This is a genomic window from Actinokineospora auranticolor, assembly GCF_041897805.1.
In the GTDB taxonomy this organism is placed as follows: domain Bacteria; phylum Actinomycetota; class Actinomycetes; order Mycobacteriales; family Pseudonocardiaceae; genus Actinokineospora; species Actinokineospora auranticolor.
The window spans coordinates 7,247,784-7,262,516 of record NZ_CP154825.1; the positions used below are offsets into that span (position 1 = coordinate 7,247,784).

Sequence of the window (14,733 nt, forward strand, 5' to 3'; positions counted from 1 at the left end):
ACGGTTGTTCGGCTGACAGCCGATCGACCGACACGCCGACCGGGGGAAAGAAACACACCCGACCCCGCGCTCGATCTCACCAAGGTGCCAGGGAAGGTTCCAGCGAACGCCCCATCGACCCCGGAAGCGGGCGCGGCGCGGGTCGCGCTCGACCGGCTGATCGCCCGCTGCGCCGCGGCGATGCGCGTCGCGGTCGCGGCCACCGGCGCGGTCGCCGCGCTGGCGGGTGCCGCGCCGCCGGTGCGGCCGTCGTGGCTGCTGCCCGCGGTCGCGCTGAACCTGGTCTGGTCGGCGGTGTTCGCGTGGCTGGCGGTCCGCCGGGGGCTGCGCGCGCCGGTGATGGCCGCGGACATCGCCGTGACCACGCTGCTGTGCGCGGGCATCCCGTGGCTGGTGCCCGAGTCGCTGCTGGTCGGCGGGATCAGCTGGGTCGACGAGCTGACCAGCATGACGATCATCGTGTCGAGCCTGGCCTGGCGGCCGCGGGTCGCCGTGCCCGCGGGTCTCGGGCTGGCCGCCGCGCACGTGCTGGGCACCTGGCAGGCGGGGGCGGGCGCGGTGCCCGGCACGATCGGCATCTACCTGGTGCAGATCACCGCGTCGGCGGCGCTGATGACGCTGCTGCGGCACGCCGCCGCGCTGGCCGACGACGCGCTCGCCGAGCTGCGGGAGACCGAGCGGGCCGCCGCCGTGCTGCGGGCCAGGCGGGCCGACGAGCGGGCGCAGAACCGCAAGCTGCACGACACCGTGCTGGCCACGCTGACCACCGTCGGCACCGGCGGGATCACCGCGTCCACCCCGGGGCTGCGCGCGCGGGCGGCGGCGGACCTGCTGGTCATCGAGAACCTGGGCGAGCTCAACGAGTCCGGCACGGACGTCGACCTGCGCCCGCAGTTACAGGCCGCGGTGGACTCCTCGGCCGTGGCGGTCGACTGCGACCTGGTGCCGTGCCGGGTGCCGCTGCGGGTGGCGGCGGCCTTCGCCGAGGCGGTGGCCGAGGCGCTGACCAACATCGCCCGGCACGCCGGGGTCGCGTCGGCGCGGCTGCGCCAGCACGCCGAGCGGGCGGCGGTGTGCGTCGTGGTGTCCGACACGGGCGCGGGTTTCGACCCGGCGGAGGTGCCGCTGCACCGCTACGGGGTGCGGGAGGGCATCGTCGGGCGGATGCGGGCGGTGGACGGCGACGCGGACGTGTCGTCGAACTCCGGCGGCACCACGGTCACGCTGCGGTGGCCCGCGTGAGCACCGAGTCGTCGGTCGTGGTGGCCGAGCGCTACGCGCACGGGGCGATGGTGGCGGCCGTGGTCGTCGTGACCTGCTGGCACCTGGGCTACGACCTGACCTCGACGGTGAGCAGCTGGTCGGTCTACTCCGGACGGTGGCTGGCCGCGCTGGCCTGGGTGCTGTTCCTGGCCATCGGCGTGGCGGCGACCTGGCTGCTGCGCGACCGGTCACACCGGTTCGCCTGGCCGCTGGCGGTGTGCGCGCTGGCGCTGGACGTGCTGCTGGTGGCCGCGGCGCCGGACGAGAACCTGCTGCGGCCCGCGAACTGGGCCTGGGGCGCGGTGGGCTGGCTGGCCGTGGTGCTGTTCTGGTGGCACCCGGTGCGGCACCTGGTCGCGTTCTCGGTGGCCAACGCGGTGGTGCTGGCGGTGTCCATGGTCACCTTCGACGTGACCGGCAGCGAGCACGTCTCGCGCGCGATCATGGTCGTGTTCGGCGCGGTGACGCTGCAGATCGGCTACAGCGTCGGCGCGCACGGCCTGGGCACCGCGGCGGGCTGGGCGGCGGCGAGTTCGGCGGCCCGGGCCAAGGCGACGGCGGAACGCGCGGCGGCGGAGGCGGTGGCGGCCTCGCGCGCGCAGCGGTACCAGGAACTGCACCGCACCACGGCGGCGCTGCTCGGCGAGCTGGCGGCGGGCGCGGACCCGGCGGACCCGGCCGTGCGGTACCGCTGCCTGGCGGGCGCGGCCCGGCTGCGGCGTCTCCTGGCGGAGACCGACGACGTGCCGGACCCGCTGCTGCACGAGCTGCGGGCGGGCGCGGACGTCGCGGAGCGCCGGGGGGTGGTGGTGACGCTGTCGGTTGTCGGTACGGTGCCCGAACTACCGGTGGAGTTCCGCCGCGCGCTGACCGAGGCCCCGATCATGGCGCTGAGCACCGCCCGCACCACGGCCCGCGTCACGGTGGTCTCCGCCGACGGCGAGGTGGCCATCGCGGTGGTCGCCGACGCCCCCGAGGTGGCCGCCCGGCCGCGGCCGGGGGTGCGGCTGACCCAGGACCGAGAGGGGGAGAACCTGTGGCTGGAGACGGTGTGGCGCACCCAGTGACGGTGGCCATCATCGAGGACCACCCGGTGGTGATCGACGGGGTGAGCACCTGGATCGAGGCCGACCCGGAGCGCCGGGCGGTGGTGGTCGCCGCCGGGGACAGCATCGATGACGTGCTGGCGGGCCCGGGCGGCGCGGCCGACGTCGTCCTGCTCGACCTGCACCTCGGCGACGTGGTGGCCACCGACCGGGTCGCGGAGCTGTGCACGGCGGGGCGGCGGGTGGTGGTGTACTCGGGGCTCGACGACCCGGACACGATCCTGACCGTGCTGGAGGCGGGGGCGTCGGCGTTCCTGTCGAAGCACGAGGGCCGCGGGCACTGCGTGGACACCATCATCGCGGCGGCGCGGGACCGGCCGTACGTGACGCCGTCGGTGGCGGGCGCGTTGCTGTCCGACGAGAAGGCGCCGCAACTGTCCAAACGGGAACGCACGGCGCTGCTGCTGTGGTTCCAGTCGATGTCCAAGGCCTCGGTGGCCAAGCGGATGAACCTGAGCGAGGCCACGGTCCGGCAGTACATCGACCGGGCCCGGGTGAAGTACGCGAAGTCGGGCAGGCCCGCGCCGACCAAGACGGCGCTGTTGGCCAGGGCCATCGAGGACGGGTTGATCCGGGCGGACGAGATCGGGGAGTACCGGTCGCACGCCGCGGAATAGGGTGATGTCGCGAATCCGCCGGACGTCCGGTGGATTCGGTGTTGTGCTGTGCGCATGACGCGGCAGAACCGGGTTACCCCCGCCGGAAACCTGATCTCGACGGCCGCCCGTGGGACGATGATGGGCAATCGCGGGGTTCTGCACGACGACACCGGCCGGATAGTGCGGAACTCGCAGGTTCGGCGGTGGATCACGTGCGAGGTGGAGTTCCGGGGGCGGCGCCGCGAGGTGATGGCGCCGGGCCGGTACACGGAACTCTTCTTCCTCGACGAGGCGGTGGCTTTCGCGGCCGGGCACCGGCCGTGCGCGGAGTGCAGGCATGGGGATTATCGGGAGTTCCGGCGGTTGTGGCCGGGGACCGGTCGGCGGGCGGACGAGATCGACCGGGAATTGGCCCGGGAAAGAGGCCGGGCCACGGAGACCGTCGACCCGCCCGCGGGCGCGTTCGTGGCATTGGACGACGAGTGCTGGCTGGTGACCGGTGACCGATTGGCTCGGTGGACACCGTCGGGCTACGCGGACCGCCTGCCGGTGCCGTCGAGCGCGGTGGCCATGTTGACCCCGCCCTCGACGGCGGCGGTCCTGGCGGCGGGTTACCGGCCACGCCTGCACCCGACCTCGGCCTGAGCGCCCGGGCCGTGGTCCAACCGCATCTGCGGGGTTAGGCTGCGTCCGGGATCCGCATCTACGGGAGGTTGTCGTGCGCCGGTTAGTTGCCGCCCTGGTGAGCGTGGGGTTGCTCGTTGCCGGGTGTAGCGAATCGTCGACCGGGAGTGGTGGGACACCAACGGGGAGCAGCGCCCCGGGTACGGGTGTCACCGGGACCGTGACGGTGTTCGCGGCGGCGTCGTTGACCGAGTCGTTCACGCGGATCGGGAAGGATTTCGAGGCGGCCAACCCCGGGGTGAAGGTGACCTTCAACTTCGCGGGCAGTTCCGCGCTGGCCCAGCAGATCACCCAGGGCGCGCCCGTCGACGTGTTCGCCTCGGCCGCGCCCGCCAACATGCAGCAGGTGGCGGACGCGGTGTCGCCGACGGCTTTCGCGCGCAACAAGCTGGAAATCGCGGTCCCGCAGGGTAATCCGGGAAAGGTCGCCGGGCTCAAGGATTTCGCCGACGCGGGCAAGAAGATCGCCTTGTGCGCCGAGCAGGTGCCCTGTGGCGCCGCGGCCAAGAAGGTCTTCACCGCGGCCGGTATCACCGCCGCGCCGGACACGTTGGAGCAGGACGTGAAGGCCGCGCTCACCAAGGTGCGGCTCGGTGAGGTCGACGCCGCACTCGTCTACCGGACGGACGTCAAGGCGGCGGGGGCTTCCGTCGAGGGGATCGAGTTCCCCGAGGCCGACAAGGCGGTCAACGACTACCCGATCGCCGCGCTCAAGAAAGCGCCCAACGCCAAGGGGGCCAAGGCGTTCGTCGACTACGTGTTGTCGGACAAGGGCAAGTCCGTGCTCGCTGACGCCGGGTTCGCCGCGGCGTGAGGGCCAACCGCGGGTCCATGCCGCCGGTACTCGTCGTCCCCGCGGTACTGGGCCTCGCGTTCCTGGTCGTCCCCCTCATCGGCCTCCTCGCCAAGGCACCGTGGTCGACCCTCCCCCAACGCCTGACCAGCCCTGAAGTCCTTGACGCGCTTGAACTCTCGCTGGTCTGCGCCACCCTCGCCACCGTCCTCTGCGTACTCATGGGGGTACCGCTCGCCTGGGTGCTCGCCCGCGGCGACATCCCGGGGCGCGGCTTCATCCGGGCGCTGGTCACGGTTCCGCTCGTGCTGCCCCCGGTCGTCGGCGGCGCCGCGCTGCTGTTCGCGCTCGGCCGCCGGGGCCCGGTCGGACAGGTGCTCGACGACTGGTTCGGTGTCTCGCTGCCGTTCACCACCGCCGGGGTCGTCGTCGCGGAAGCCTTTGTCGCCATGCCGTTCCTCGTCATCTCGGTCGAGGGCGCGCTCCGCGCCGCCGACCCCCGGTTCGAGGAAGCCGCCGCCACCCTCGGCGCTTCGCGGTGGTACGCGTTCCGCCGCGTCACCCTGCCGTCCGTGGCGCCGGGTGTCGTGGCGGGCACGGTCCTGTGCTGGGCGCGCGCGCTCGGCGAGTTCGGTGCCACGATCACTTTCGCGGGCAACTTCCCAGAGAAGACGACGACGATGCCGCTGGCGGTCTACCTCGCGCTCGAGACCGACCCCGAGGCCGCGATCGTGCTCAGCGTGGTGCTGCTGGCGGTGTCGGTGGCGGTGCTGGCGAGCCTGCGGGAGCGGTGGATCGGCGGATGACCCTCGACGCCCACGTGCGCACCGGACGCGGCACCTTCGAGGCCGACGTCCCCCTGCTGGTCCAACCGGGTGAAACGGTGGCGCTGCTCGGTCCCAACGGGGCGGGCAAGACCACGGTATTGCGCGCCTTGGCCGGTCTGCTGCCGTTGCGGAGCGGTCATATCCGGTTGAACACGACGTGGGACGAACCCCCGTCGACCTTCGTCCCGCCCGAGCGCCGCGCGGTCGGGGTCGTATTCCAGGATTACCTGCTATTCCCCCATATGCCGGTTCTGGAAAACGTCGCTTTCGGCCTCCGCGCCCGTGGCGTCAACCGGGAAGCCGCCCGCCGAGCCGCGCGGGCCCAGCTCGACGCGGTCGACCTCACCCCGTACGCGGACGCCCGCCCCCGCGAGCTCTCCGGCGGCCAGGCCCAGCGGGTCGCGCTCGCCAGGGCCCTGGTCACCCACCCCGACCTGCTGCTGCTCGACGAACCCCTGTCCGCCCTGGACGCGGGCACCCGGCCGCGGGTCCGCGCCGAACTGGGCCGCCACCTGCGCGAGTTCCCGGGGTGCGCGGTCCTGGTCACCCACGACCCGCTCGACGCGATGGTCCTGGCGGACCGGCTGGTGGTCGTGGAGGGCGGCAGGATCACCCAATCGGGGGAACCCGCGGTGATCGCCCGCAAACCGGCCACCGACTACGTCGCCCACCTGGTCGGCCTCAACCTGCTGCGCGGGCAGGCGGACGGGACCGCGGTCGCCCTCGACACAGGCGGGACCTTGATCGTCGCCGAACCCGCCGCCGGACCGGTGCACGCGGCGTTCCCCCCGACGGCGATCAGCCTGCACCCGGAGCGGCCGAGCGGCAGCCCGCGCAACACGTGGGAGGTGGCGGTCGCCGGGATGGAGCAGCACGCCCACACCGTCCGCCTCCACCTCGACGGCGCGCCGTCGGTGGTCGCGGAGGTGACCCCGGCGGTGATCGCCGAGCTGGGGCTGGCGCCCGGTACCCGGGTGTGGGCCGCCCTCAAGGCGACGGAAATCCAGACGTACCCGCGGGCCTGAGTCTCGGGAGAACGCCGATCCGTGTGGCAGGGCCGGGAGGGTTCGTCAGTCCGCTCCCGACCCCGCTCCCGCCGGATCGCTCGTCAGCCGGGGCAGCGTCACCCGGAAGGTCGCCCCCCGGTCTGGTTCGGAGATCACCTCGACCACACCACCGTGGGCCTCCACCAGGGCCGCGACGATCGCCAACCCCAGCCCGGCCCCGCCGCTGTCCTGGCTGCGGGACGGGTCGGCCCGGTAGAACCGCTCGAAGACGCGCTCGATCTGCTGGGGGGTCAGGCCGGGGCCGCGGTCCGCCACCTCCAGCACGACCGACGTCTCCGTTGTCCGCGTGCGCACCTCCACACCGGTATCCACGGGCGTGTGCTTCACCGCATTGCCCACGAGGTTCGCCGCGATCTGCCGCAGCCGCTGTTCGTCGCCCAGCACCAGGGCAGGCTCGCCGGAACCGTCCAGGTGTAGGGCGATCGGGCGATCCGGGGCGACGACCCGGGCGTCGCTGACCGCGTCGACGGCGATTACCGTCACGTCAACGGGTGAGAGTTCGAGTGGCCGCTGGCGGTCCAGGCTCGCCAGCAGCAGGAGGTCCTCGACCAGGCCGCTCATCCGCTCCGACTGGCCCTCGATCCGGCCCATCACCTCGCCCACGTCGGTGACCGCGCCCTGCCGGTACAGCTCGGCGTACCCGCGGATCGAGGTCAGCGGGGTGCGCAGCTCGTGGCTGGCGTCGGCGACGAACCGGCGCATGCGGCCCTCCGAGACCCGGGCCGCCTCCTCCGAGCGGGACCGGGCGTGGAAGGCCTGCTCGATCTGGCCGAGCATGCCGTTGAGCGACACCGCGAGCCTGCCGACCTCGCTGCCCGGCCGCCGGACCGGGACGCGCCGGGACAGGTCGCCCGCGGCGATGGCCTCGGCGGTGACCTCGACCTCCTCCAGCGGCCGGGTGCTGCGCCGGACCAGCGCGTACCCGGTGACCCCGAGCAGGACCAGCGCGCCCAGGCTGATCAGCAGGAACGTGCGTTGCAGGTCGTCCACGGCCGCGTCGACGTCGGCTTGGCCGACGGCCACGACGACCTCGGCCGCCGTGCTCCCCGAGGTGCTCGCGATGACCGTCCCGTCCACCACGACCGGGGTGACCAGCGGGCGGACCAGCACCCGCCAGCGCGGGCCCGAGTCGTCCGCCGAGTCGACCGTGGCGTACGAGCCCGCGAACCCGAAGGCGGGCAGCCGCGGGCGGGTCGTGCTGTCCCGGCGCCCCAGGTCGACGGCGCTGCCGTCGGCGCGCCGCAGGAGCACGACCTCCAGCTGGGGGAACGCGAAGTCCCGGTTGCCGCGCGGCAGGGTGAACCCGCCCGCCAGCTGCCGCTGGGCCTGCGCGCTCATCCGGTCCAGCCGGGCGTCGACCTGGCCGAGCAGGTAGTCGCGCATGACCTGGGACCCGATCGCCCAGGTGCCCAGCAGCCCGGCCGCGGCCAGCACCACCACCACGAGCACCAGGTGCACCCGCAGCGGCAGCCTGCCGAACGCGGCCCGGACCCGGCCGACGGCCGTCACGGGGCCCGCAGCACGTAGCCGAAGCCGCGCACGGTGTGGATCAGCCGCACGGCGCCGCCGGTGCCGTCGTCGACCTTGCGGCGCAGGTAGGAGATGTAGGACTCGACCACACCGGCCTCGCCGTTGAAGTCGTAGTTCCACACCTGGTCGAGGATCTGCGCCTTGGACACCACCCGGCCCGCGTTGCGCAGCAGGTAGTGCAGCAGCTTGAACTCCGTCGGGGACAGCTCGACCGGCCTGCCGCCGCGCCGCACGACGTGGCTGTCCACGTCCAGCTCCAGGTCGGCGACCCGCAGCCGCTCCGGCTCGCCCTCGACCGGGCGGGTGCGGCGCAGCACGGCGTTCACCCGGGCGATGACCTCCTCCAGGCTGAACGGCTTGGTCACGTAGTCGTCGCCGCCGAGGGTCAGACCGGTGATCTTGTCGTGGTTGGCGTCGCGCGCGGTGAGGAACAGCACCGGCACGCCCTGACCGCCCGCGCGCAGCCTGCGCAGCACGTCGAAGCCGTCGCGGTCGGGCAGCATCACGTCGAGCAGCACCAGGTCGGGGCGCAGCTTCTCGGCCTGGCGCAGGCCGTCGTCGCCGGTGGCGGCGGTGGCCACGTCGAACCCGGCGAAGCGCAGGCTGGTGGCGAGCAGGTCGCGGATGGCCGCGTCGTCCTCCACGACCAGCAGCGACGCCCGGCCGCTCACCCCGCCGCCTGCCTGCGGGTGAGGGTGCGCGCGGTGACGGAGCCGTCGTCGCCCGCCTGGCCCTGCACGACGACGGTGTCGCCGGGCGCCAGGTCGGCGAGCTTGCCCACGTCGACCAGGTCGACCACGGTGGAGTCCGATGTGGACACCTTGACGACCTTACCGTCCTGGGTCTTGACGTACACGGTGGTGCCCTCGACGTGGTCGATGGTGCCCGCGGTGCCGCCCCGGCCGCCCATGCCACCCGCGCCGGGCTGCCCGCCTTGCCCGTTCTGCCCGCCTTGCCCGGCACGGCCGCCGTAGCCGCCGGGGAACCCGCCGCCGTAGCCACCGGCCCGGGGACCCGCGGTCGCCGACGGGGTGCCGTTCGAGGCGAACGCCTTGTGCGCCAGCGCGCCGCCGCCGAAGGACAGCAGCACCAGCGCGGCGATGCCCAGCCCGACGGTCACCTTGCTCACGCCCTTGCCCGCGGTGCGCAGCTCGCGGTCCAGGTCACCGCCGACCGGTTGGGCCAGCGTCTGCTCCGGGTCCACTGGTGTGGTCACGGTCCACTCCTTCTTTCCTGGGGTCACTCGTGCCGGAGGGCTTCGATGGGGCGCAGGCGCGCGGCCCGACCCGCCGGGTAGCTGCCGAAGAACAGGCCGATCAGCGCGGACACGGCGAAGGCGAGCAGCACCGACGACGGCACGATCACCGGCGTGATGCCCGCGATGGTGAACTGCGCGCCGATGAACGCGGCGGCCACGCCGAGCGCGCCGCCGAACAGGCTCAACATCGTCGCCTCCAGCAGGAACTGGCCGAGGATCGACGAGCGCCGGGCGCCGACGGCCTTGCGGATGCCGATCTCCCGGATCCGCTCGGTGACCGTGACCAGCATGATGTTGGTGACGCCGATCCCGCCGACCAGCAGCGAGATCGCCGCGACGGCGGCCAGCAGCACGGTGAACGTGTCGGTGGTGGCGGTGCGCGCGGTGAGCAGCTGTTCCTGGCTGAGCACCCGGTAGTCGGCCGTGCCGCCGAAGCCGATGCCGTGGCGGCCGTCGAGGATCGTGGTGACCTGGGCCTGGGCCGCGGTGAGCGCGTCGGGGCCGGTGGCCTGCACGACGATCTGCGAGAGGCTGCCGTAGCCGGTGAGCGCGTTGCGCACGGTGCTCAGCGGCGCCACGGCGGTGTCGTCGGCGTCCTGGAGTCCGCTGGAGCCCTTGCTCGCCAGCACGCCCACCACGGTGAACGGGATGTTGTTGACCAGGATCGTCTGGCCGACCGGGGCGGCGCCGGGGAACAGCTCGGTGGCCACGGTCGCGCCGATGACCACGACCTTGCGGCCCTGGGCGACGTCGTCGGCGCTGAACGGCGAGCCCTGCGCGACGGCGCTGTTGGTGGTCTCGAAGTAGGCCGGGTCGGTGCCCAGGAACTGCGAGACGCTGTGGCTGACGTCCGCGTGCGCGGCGGTCGCCGAGGTCGACACGACCGGCGACGCCGACTTCACCGCGGGCGCCTCGACCGGGTCGGCCAGCGCGGTCGCGTCGTCGACTGTCAGCGGTCGGGCGCTGGACCCGGCCTGGGCGCGCTGCGGGGAGATGGTGAGCACGTTCGTGCCCAGGCCCGCGATGCTCTGCTGCACCGACACCGACGCGCCGTTGCCGACCGCGATCAGCAGGATCACCGACGCGACGCCGATCAGGATGCCGAGCGTGGTGAGGGCGGAGCGCAGCTTGTTCGCGGTGACCCCGCGCACGGCGAAGGCCAAGACCTCGGTGAACCTCACGCGAGCACCCCCGTGAACCGGTTCTCCACGATCCGCCCGTCGACGACCCGCACGACCCGGTTGGCGTGCGCGGCGACGTCGTCCTCGTGGGTGATCAGCACGACCGTGCGGCCGCTGGCGTGCAGGCGGTCCAGGATGCCCATGACCTCCTGGCTGCTGCGCGTGTCGAGGTTGCCGGTCGGCTCGTCGGCCAGCACGATCGCGGGGCCGGTGACCAGGGCGCGGGCGATCGCCACGCGCTGCTGCTGGCCGCCGGAGAGCTCGTTGGGCCGGTGGTGCGCGCGCTCGGCGAGCCCGACCAGGCGCAGCGCCGCGTTCGCCCGCAGCCTGCGCTCGGCGCGCCGCACCCCCGCGTAGACCAGGGGCAGTTCGACGTTGGCCAGCGCGGTCGTGCGCGGGATCAGGTTGAACGACTGGAACACGAACCCGATCTTGCGGTTGCGCAGCAGGCCGAGCTGGGCCTCGCCGAACTCGGCGGTGTCGATGCCGTCGAGCAGGTAGCGGCCGGAGGTCGGCACGTCCAGGCAGCCGAGCACGTTGAGCAGCGTCGACTTGCCGGAGCCGGACGCGCCCATGATCGCCAGGTACTCGCCGCGGTCGACGGTGAGGTCGAGCCCGCGCAGCGCGTGCACGGCCGTGTCGCCGCTGCCGTAGGTCTTGCGCAGGTCGCGGACCTCGATCGCGGGGGTCATCGCCCGCCGCCGGTGCGCCCGCCCGCCGGGACGCCGCCGCCCCCGCCGCCGAACCCGCCACCGCCGAAGCCGCCGTTGCCGTTGCGGTTGTTGTTGCCCTGCTGGGTGGTGCCGGTGGCGACCTGGGGCAGCACGACCTGCTCGTTCTCGCTGAGGCCCGAGGTGATCTGGGCGTACGAGTCGCCCCGGACACCGACCTCGACGGTGCGGCGGGTCTCCTGGCCGTTCTCCAGCACGGTGACGGTGCTGGTCGTGCCGACGGTCTGCACGGCGGCGGACGGCACGGCGAGCGCGCCGGTCGCGCTGGCCACGGTGATCGAGACGCTGGCCGACTGGCCGGGTTTGAGGGTGGCGGGTGGGCTGGTCATGGTCAGCGTGGTGCCGTACTGGACGACGTTGTTCGACGACGTGGGCAGCAGGTCCACCGCGGCGACGGCGGCCTGGATGGGCTGGTTCGGCAGGGCGTTGACGGTGACCGTGGCGGCCTGGCCGACCTTGAGCTTGCTGACGTCGCTCTCGGCCACGTCGGCGTGCAGGGTCAGGTTCTTCAGGTCGGTGATGACGAAGTCGCCGGACGCGGTCGTGGTCGTGGTGCTCGAACTGCCACCGCCCCCCGAGCCCGCCTTGGCGCCGACGGTGACACCGACGGAGGTGATGGTGCCGTCACCGGGCGCGGTCAGGGTCGTCGCGGCGAGGGCGGCCTTTGCCTGGTCACGGGCGAGAACGGCCTGGTTGACCTGGTTGTCGAGCTGGTCGGTGTCCTTCCCCGCCGCCTCGGCGTCACCGCGGTTGGTGACGGCCTGGTTGAGGTTGTTCTGGGCGATGGTGAGCTGGAGCTTGGGCTCGGAGGTCTCCAGCGTGCCGAGGGTCTGGCCCTTGGTGACCACGTCGCCGACCTTGACGTTCACCGCGGCGACCGTGCCGGACGTGCCGAAGGAGGCGGTGCCGGTGTACCCGCTGGCCACCGTCCCGGCAGCCGTCACCGTCTCGCTGACGTCCCGAGTCTGCGCCGCCGCCGTCCGCGTCTGCGCGGCGGCCGCTGTCTCGGTGCCACCGCCGAACAACACGAAGTACCCCGCCACCGCCGCCCCCACGAGCACGACGGCCAAGATGCCGTTCACCACCAACCCACGTCTCATGACCCGAAAGCCTCGCGCGCGTCGCTGTGGCGCACCTACGAGAAAGCCGGCAGTTTCCTGTGAACCGCGCTCGACCTGGCCGAACAACCACGGGCATCGCCCGACGTTCTCGCCCGATCACTTCGACCGGCCCCCTCAGGGGCATCAAGCGCGGATCACTCAGCGAACTCGTACCGTCCACGATGGACAGCGAAAAAGACCACTGCGCACTGTGCCGACGAGAGCGATCTACGAGCAGACGCATGCGCGACTCCGGATATGGACGCCATTGTCCATCGGTCGAGCGAGTGGGCGGAATTGCCGCAAACGCACCAGGACTGGATGCCGTGCCATGCCGGGGTGACGCCCTTGAGACCACGCGCAGCTTGAACCCGGTGTGGTCGAGGGTCGGGCGGCGATGCCAACTCCCTGGTGGTGATCGGGGAACCGTTCAGGTCGCGCAGGTCCAGGGGCGGGGGCCGAAGGCGAGCATGACGGAGAAGGTGTCGTCGGAGACGGAGTTGACCAGCAGGAGCACGTCAGGCTCGTCAGGGTGCTCGAAGCAGAGGCCATCCCCGCGACCGTCTTTGGGCTCCCACCCGCGCTTGGCCGCTTCCGCGCGGTAGAAAGCGCGGGTCCGCGGCATGCCGCCGTCGGCCCCGGACATCCGGATCTCGACGCCACCGAAGTAGCCCTCGTCGTCACAGGGCTTGATGACCCAGACCTCCCCGGGCACCGCGCCCGGCGGGATCACGTCGGTGACCATCTCGTTCTGCCGCAGCCGCGCGGCGGTGGCGTCGTGCTCCTCCAGGCAGGGGCCGCCGACCCCGTCGCCGCCGAACAGCCGCGTGCCGGTGCAGCCCGCGAGGGTCAACAAGAGCGCCGAAATCACCACCAGGCCCACTACGCGCATCAGATCCTCCCCGGTCCACCTCCGATAACACCTCAATTCGGCGGCGAACGGCTTGATCTCCTTCGAATCCTCACCCGATCTCCACGGACCAGGGCACCCGGCGGGAGCTGAACTTCTCGGCGCCGAGGAAGTCCAGGAGCGCGGTGTGGGCGGGGGTGCCCGTACCCCAGGGAAACCGGACGAGGTGCCACCGCAGTGGGAGCACCTGGCCGTCGACGAGTTTGACGGCCAGGTAGCTCAGCCCGAGGAACCGGGCCAGCGAGGATCGGGGCGGACGGACCCACCGCCAGCCGGAGATCTCCGCGGGCTCGATCCGGTGGTGGCGCCACGTGGTGGTGCAGGTGAGCCGTCCGTCTTTGATCCGCACCGGACCCACGGCGCGCACGAGGTTCGCGCACCACAGGGCCAAGCCGGTCGCGACGACGGTGGTGCCGAGGAAGACGGGATCGGCGCGGTCATGGAGATCTTGGTAGGTGGCGAGAACGAAGAGCGGGCAGAGGAGGGTGAGGAAGGCCCAGAAGAGGGTGAGCCACCACTGCCTGCCCAACACGACCACGACGGTTCCTCCCGAACGGGTGCCGCTACCCAGGGCCCTGTCGAACAGCTCCCGCGGCCCAGGGATCACGCTGCCCCACCATGTCCCCCTACCCTGACCATCCTCCTCCACCGCCGGGTCTTCGTGGCCGCTTCCGCACGTCGCTGTCCCACGAAATCAGGCCGACTGCCCCACCGCGCTGCTCTTGCCCGGGCTGTCGCCGATCGGCGGATCTCGCGGTGCCGCCGGCGCACCCCGGCGGCACCGATCTCAAGCGGCCACAAGCGACAGTCCTTATCGGATGGTCAGTTCGCGCGCGCCTTCCCGCTCGCGCGCAGCCGCTGGGCGGTGTCGGTGATGGTGCGCAGCGATTCCAGCGGGCTCAGGGCCAGGGCGCGGATCGCGTCGGCGTCGCGCTGGTAGGTGCGGACGTCCTCCGACCGGTGCAGCCAGAGCGTGGTCACCCGGGTCTCGACGAAGGCGACCGTGTCCCTCGCCGACGACTCCAGCAGGGAGAAGGCGCCGTCGAGGGCTGGGTGCCAGCCGAGGCCGAAGGGGACGACGAGCACCTCGACGTTGGGCAGCTTGGCCATCTCGACCAGGTGGCGCAGCTGCTCGAACCCGGCTTCCGGGCCGCCGACGTTCTGGTGCAGCGCGGACAACCCGATCAGCGCGGTGAGCCGGGCGGGTTGCTGCCGGGTGACCGCCGTGGCACGGCCGAGCGTGTCGGCCGTGCGGCGGGGGACGTCCGGCAGCGGGACGCCGGAGGCCGTCGCGATCGCGGTCGCCACCTCCTCCGTCTGCAGGAGTTCCGGTATCTGCAAGGGACTGATCTGCACTATCCCGGATGCACCTTGCTCATACGCCAGGTACGCCGCGCGCTGTTCGCCGCGCTCCACCGGGTCCGTCGTGATCCACTGCGGCAGGTCGATCCCCTGCGTCAGGGCCATGATCCGGTCGAAGCGCTCACCCCGGACCCGCAGCGCGGCGAGGATGCGGGCGACCTGCTCCGGCCGGGGGACGCGGTCACCGGTCTCCCAGCGGGACAGCGTCGGCGCGTCCCGGTCGATCCTGAAGGCGAAGTCCCGCAACGAGACCCGCCGCTGCTCCCGCGCTTGACGGAGCGCCCGACCGAGCGCGACCGCTTTCGGCGTTTTCGACATGTGT

At 72.6% G+C, this 14,733-nt stretch carries 16 protein-coding genes; 7 read left to right on the top strand and 9 right to left on the bottom strand.

What is annotated here, in order from left to right; genetic code table 11:
* Positions 1-84 precede the first annotated feature (84 nt).
* From V5P93_RS31555 to V5P93_RS31585, 7 genes are all read left to right on the top strand, one after another.
* A complete protein-coding gene (locus V5P93_RS31555; protein WP_104481636.1) occupies positions 85-1,242 on the top strand; it encodes a sensor histidine kinase in 1,158 nt (385 codons plus the stop codon).
* Complete coding sequence (locus V5P93_RS31560; protein WP_181043746.1) at positions 1,239-2,330, top strand: hypothetical protein; 1,092 nt, start codon at positions 1,239-1,241, stop codon at positions 2,328-2,330. Before V5P93_RS31555 ends, V5P93_RS31560 begins: the two co-directional genes overlap by 4 nt.
* The gene (locus V5P93_RS31565; protein WP_219824117.1) at positions 2,315-2,986 is read left to right on the top strand and encodes a response regulator transcription factor; all 672 of its coding nucleotides are present in this window, start codon (positions 2,315-2,317) and stop codon (positions 2,984-2,986) included. Before V5P93_RS31560 ends, V5P93_RS31565 begins: the two co-directional genes overlap by 16 nt.
* Before the next feature lie 54 nt (positions 2,987-3,040).
* Complete coding sequence (locus V5P93_RS31570) at positions 3,041-3,613, top strand: hypothetical protein (protein WP_104481688.1); 573 nt, start codon at positions 3,041-3,043, stop codon at positions 3,611-3,613.
* Positions 3,614-3,686: 73 nt separating this feature from the next.
* Positions 3,687-4,466 carry a molybdate ABC transporter substrate-binding protein gene (modA, locus tag V5P93_RS31575; RefSeq protein WP_104481637.1) on the top strand — a complete coding sequence of 260 codons (780 nt, stop codon included), beginning with the start codon at positions 3,687-3,689 and terminating at the stop codon, positions 4,464-4,466.
* A gap of 17 nt (positions 4,467-4,483) precedes the next feature.
* A complete protein-coding gene (gene modB / locus V5P93_RS31580; protein WP_104481689.1) occupies positions 4,484-5,251 on the top strand; it encodes a molybdate ABC transporter permease subunit in 768 nt (255 codons plus the stop codon).
* On the top strand, positions 5,248-6,297 hold the full coding sequence (locus V5P93_RS31585) for an ABC transporter ATP-binding protein (protein ID WP_104481638.1): 1,050 nt from the start codon (positions 5,248-5,250) through the stop codon (positions 6,295-6,297). The genes modB and V5P93_RS31585 overlap by 4 nt, the downstream gene beginning before the upstream one ends.
* A gap of 45 nt (positions 6,298-6,342) precedes the next feature.
* Here V5P93_RS31585 and V5P93_RS31590 read toward each other — a convergent pair whose 3' ends face one another.
* From V5P93_RS31590 to V5P93_RS31630, 9 genes are all read right to left on the bottom strand, one after another.
* Positions 6,343-7,848 (bottom strand): HAMP domain-containing sensor histidine kinase, encoded by a 1,506-nt coding sequence (locus V5P93_RS31590; RefSeq protein ID WP_219824118.1) that lies wholly within the window; start codon positions 7,846-7,848, stop codon positions 6,343-6,345.
* On the bottom strand, positions 7,845-8,540 hold the full coding sequence (locus tag V5P93_RS31595; RefSeq protein WP_104481639.1) for a response regulator transcription factor: 696 nt from the start codon (positions 8,538-8,540) through the stop codon (positions 7,845-7,847). The genes V5P93_RS31590 and V5P93_RS31595 overlap by 4 nt, the downstream gene beginning before the upstream one ends.
* Positions 8,537-9,085, bottom strand: coding sequence for a hypothetical protein (locus tag V5P93_RS31600; protein WP_104481640.1), 549 nt, complete (start codon positions 9,083-9,085; stop codon positions 8,537-8,539). Before V5P93_RS31600 ends, V5P93_RS31595 begins: the two co-directional genes overlap by 4 nt.
* Positions 9,086-9,108: 23 nt before the next feature.
* Positions 9,109-10,308, bottom strand: coding sequence for an ABC transporter permease (locus V5P93_RS31605; RefSeq protein ID WP_104481641.1), 1,200 nt, complete (start codon positions 10,306-10,308; stop codon positions 9,109-9,111).
* Positions 10,305-11,000, bottom strand: a complete 696-nt coding sequence (locus V5P93_RS31610) for an ABC transporter ATP-binding protein (RefSeq protein ID WP_104481642.1) — start codon at positions 10,998-11,000, stop codon at positions 10,305-10,307. Before V5P93_RS31610 ends, V5P93_RS31605 begins: the two co-directional genes overlap by 4 nt.
* A complete protein-coding gene (locus V5P93_RS31615; RefSeq protein WP_104481643.1) occupies positions 10,997-12,139 on the bottom strand; it encodes an efflux RND transporter periplasmic adaptor subunit in 1,143 nt (380 codons plus the stop codon). The genes V5P93_RS31610 and V5P93_RS31615 overlap by 4 nt, the downstream gene beginning before the upstream one ends.
* Positions 12,140-12,569: 430 nt before the next feature.
* Positions 12,570-13,031, bottom strand: a complete 462-nt coding sequence (locus V5P93_RS31620) for a hypothetical protein (protein ID WP_146108251.1) — start codon at positions 13,029-13,031, stop codon at positions 12,570-12,572.
* A gap of 70 nt (positions 13,032-13,101) precedes the next feature.
* Positions 13,102-13,656 (bottom strand): hypothetical protein, encoded by a 555-nt coding sequence (locus tag V5P93_RS31625; RefSeq protein WP_146108252.1) that lies wholly within the window; start codon positions 13,654-13,656, stop codon positions 13,102-13,104.
* Between the two features lie 215 nt (positions 13,657-13,871).
* The gene (locus V5P93_RS31630; protein ID WP_104481646.1) at positions 13,872-14,729 is read right to left on the bottom strand and encodes a helix-turn-helix transcriptional regulator; all 858 of its coding nucleotides are present in this window, start codon (positions 14,727-14,729) and stop codon (positions 13,872-13,874) included.
* Positions 14,730-14,733: the final 4 nt, after the last annotated feature.

Coding starts and splice junctions, on each gene's coding strand:
- V5P93_RS31570 (WP_104481688.1), top strand. CDS start 3,041: ATGACGCGGCAGAACCGGGTTACCCCCGCCGGAAACCTGATCTCGACG.
- modB (WP_104481689.1), top strand. CDS start 4,484: ATGCCGCCGGTACTCGTCGTCCCCGCGGTACTGGGCCTCGCGTTCCTG.
- V5P93_RS31585 (WP_104481638.1), top strand. CDS start 5,248: ATGACCCTCGACGCCCACGTGCGCACCGGACGCGGCACCTTCGAGGCC.
- V5P93_RS31610 (WP_104481642.1), bottom strand. CDS start 11,000: ATGACCCCCGCGATCGAGGTCCGCGACCTGCGCAAGACCTACGGCAGC.
- V5P93_RS31615 (WP_104481643.1), bottom strand. CDS start 12,139: ATGAGACGTGGGTTGGTGGTGAACGGCATCTTGGCCGTCGTGCTCGTG.
- V5P93_RS31620 (WP_146108251.1), bottom strand. CDS start 13,031: ATGCGCGTAGTGGGCCTGGTGGTGATTTCGGCGCTCTTGTTGACCCTC.
- V5P93_RS31630 (WP_104481646.1), bottom strand. CDS start 14,729: ATGTCGAAAACGCCGAAAGCGGTCGCGCTCGGTCGGGCGCTCCGTCAA.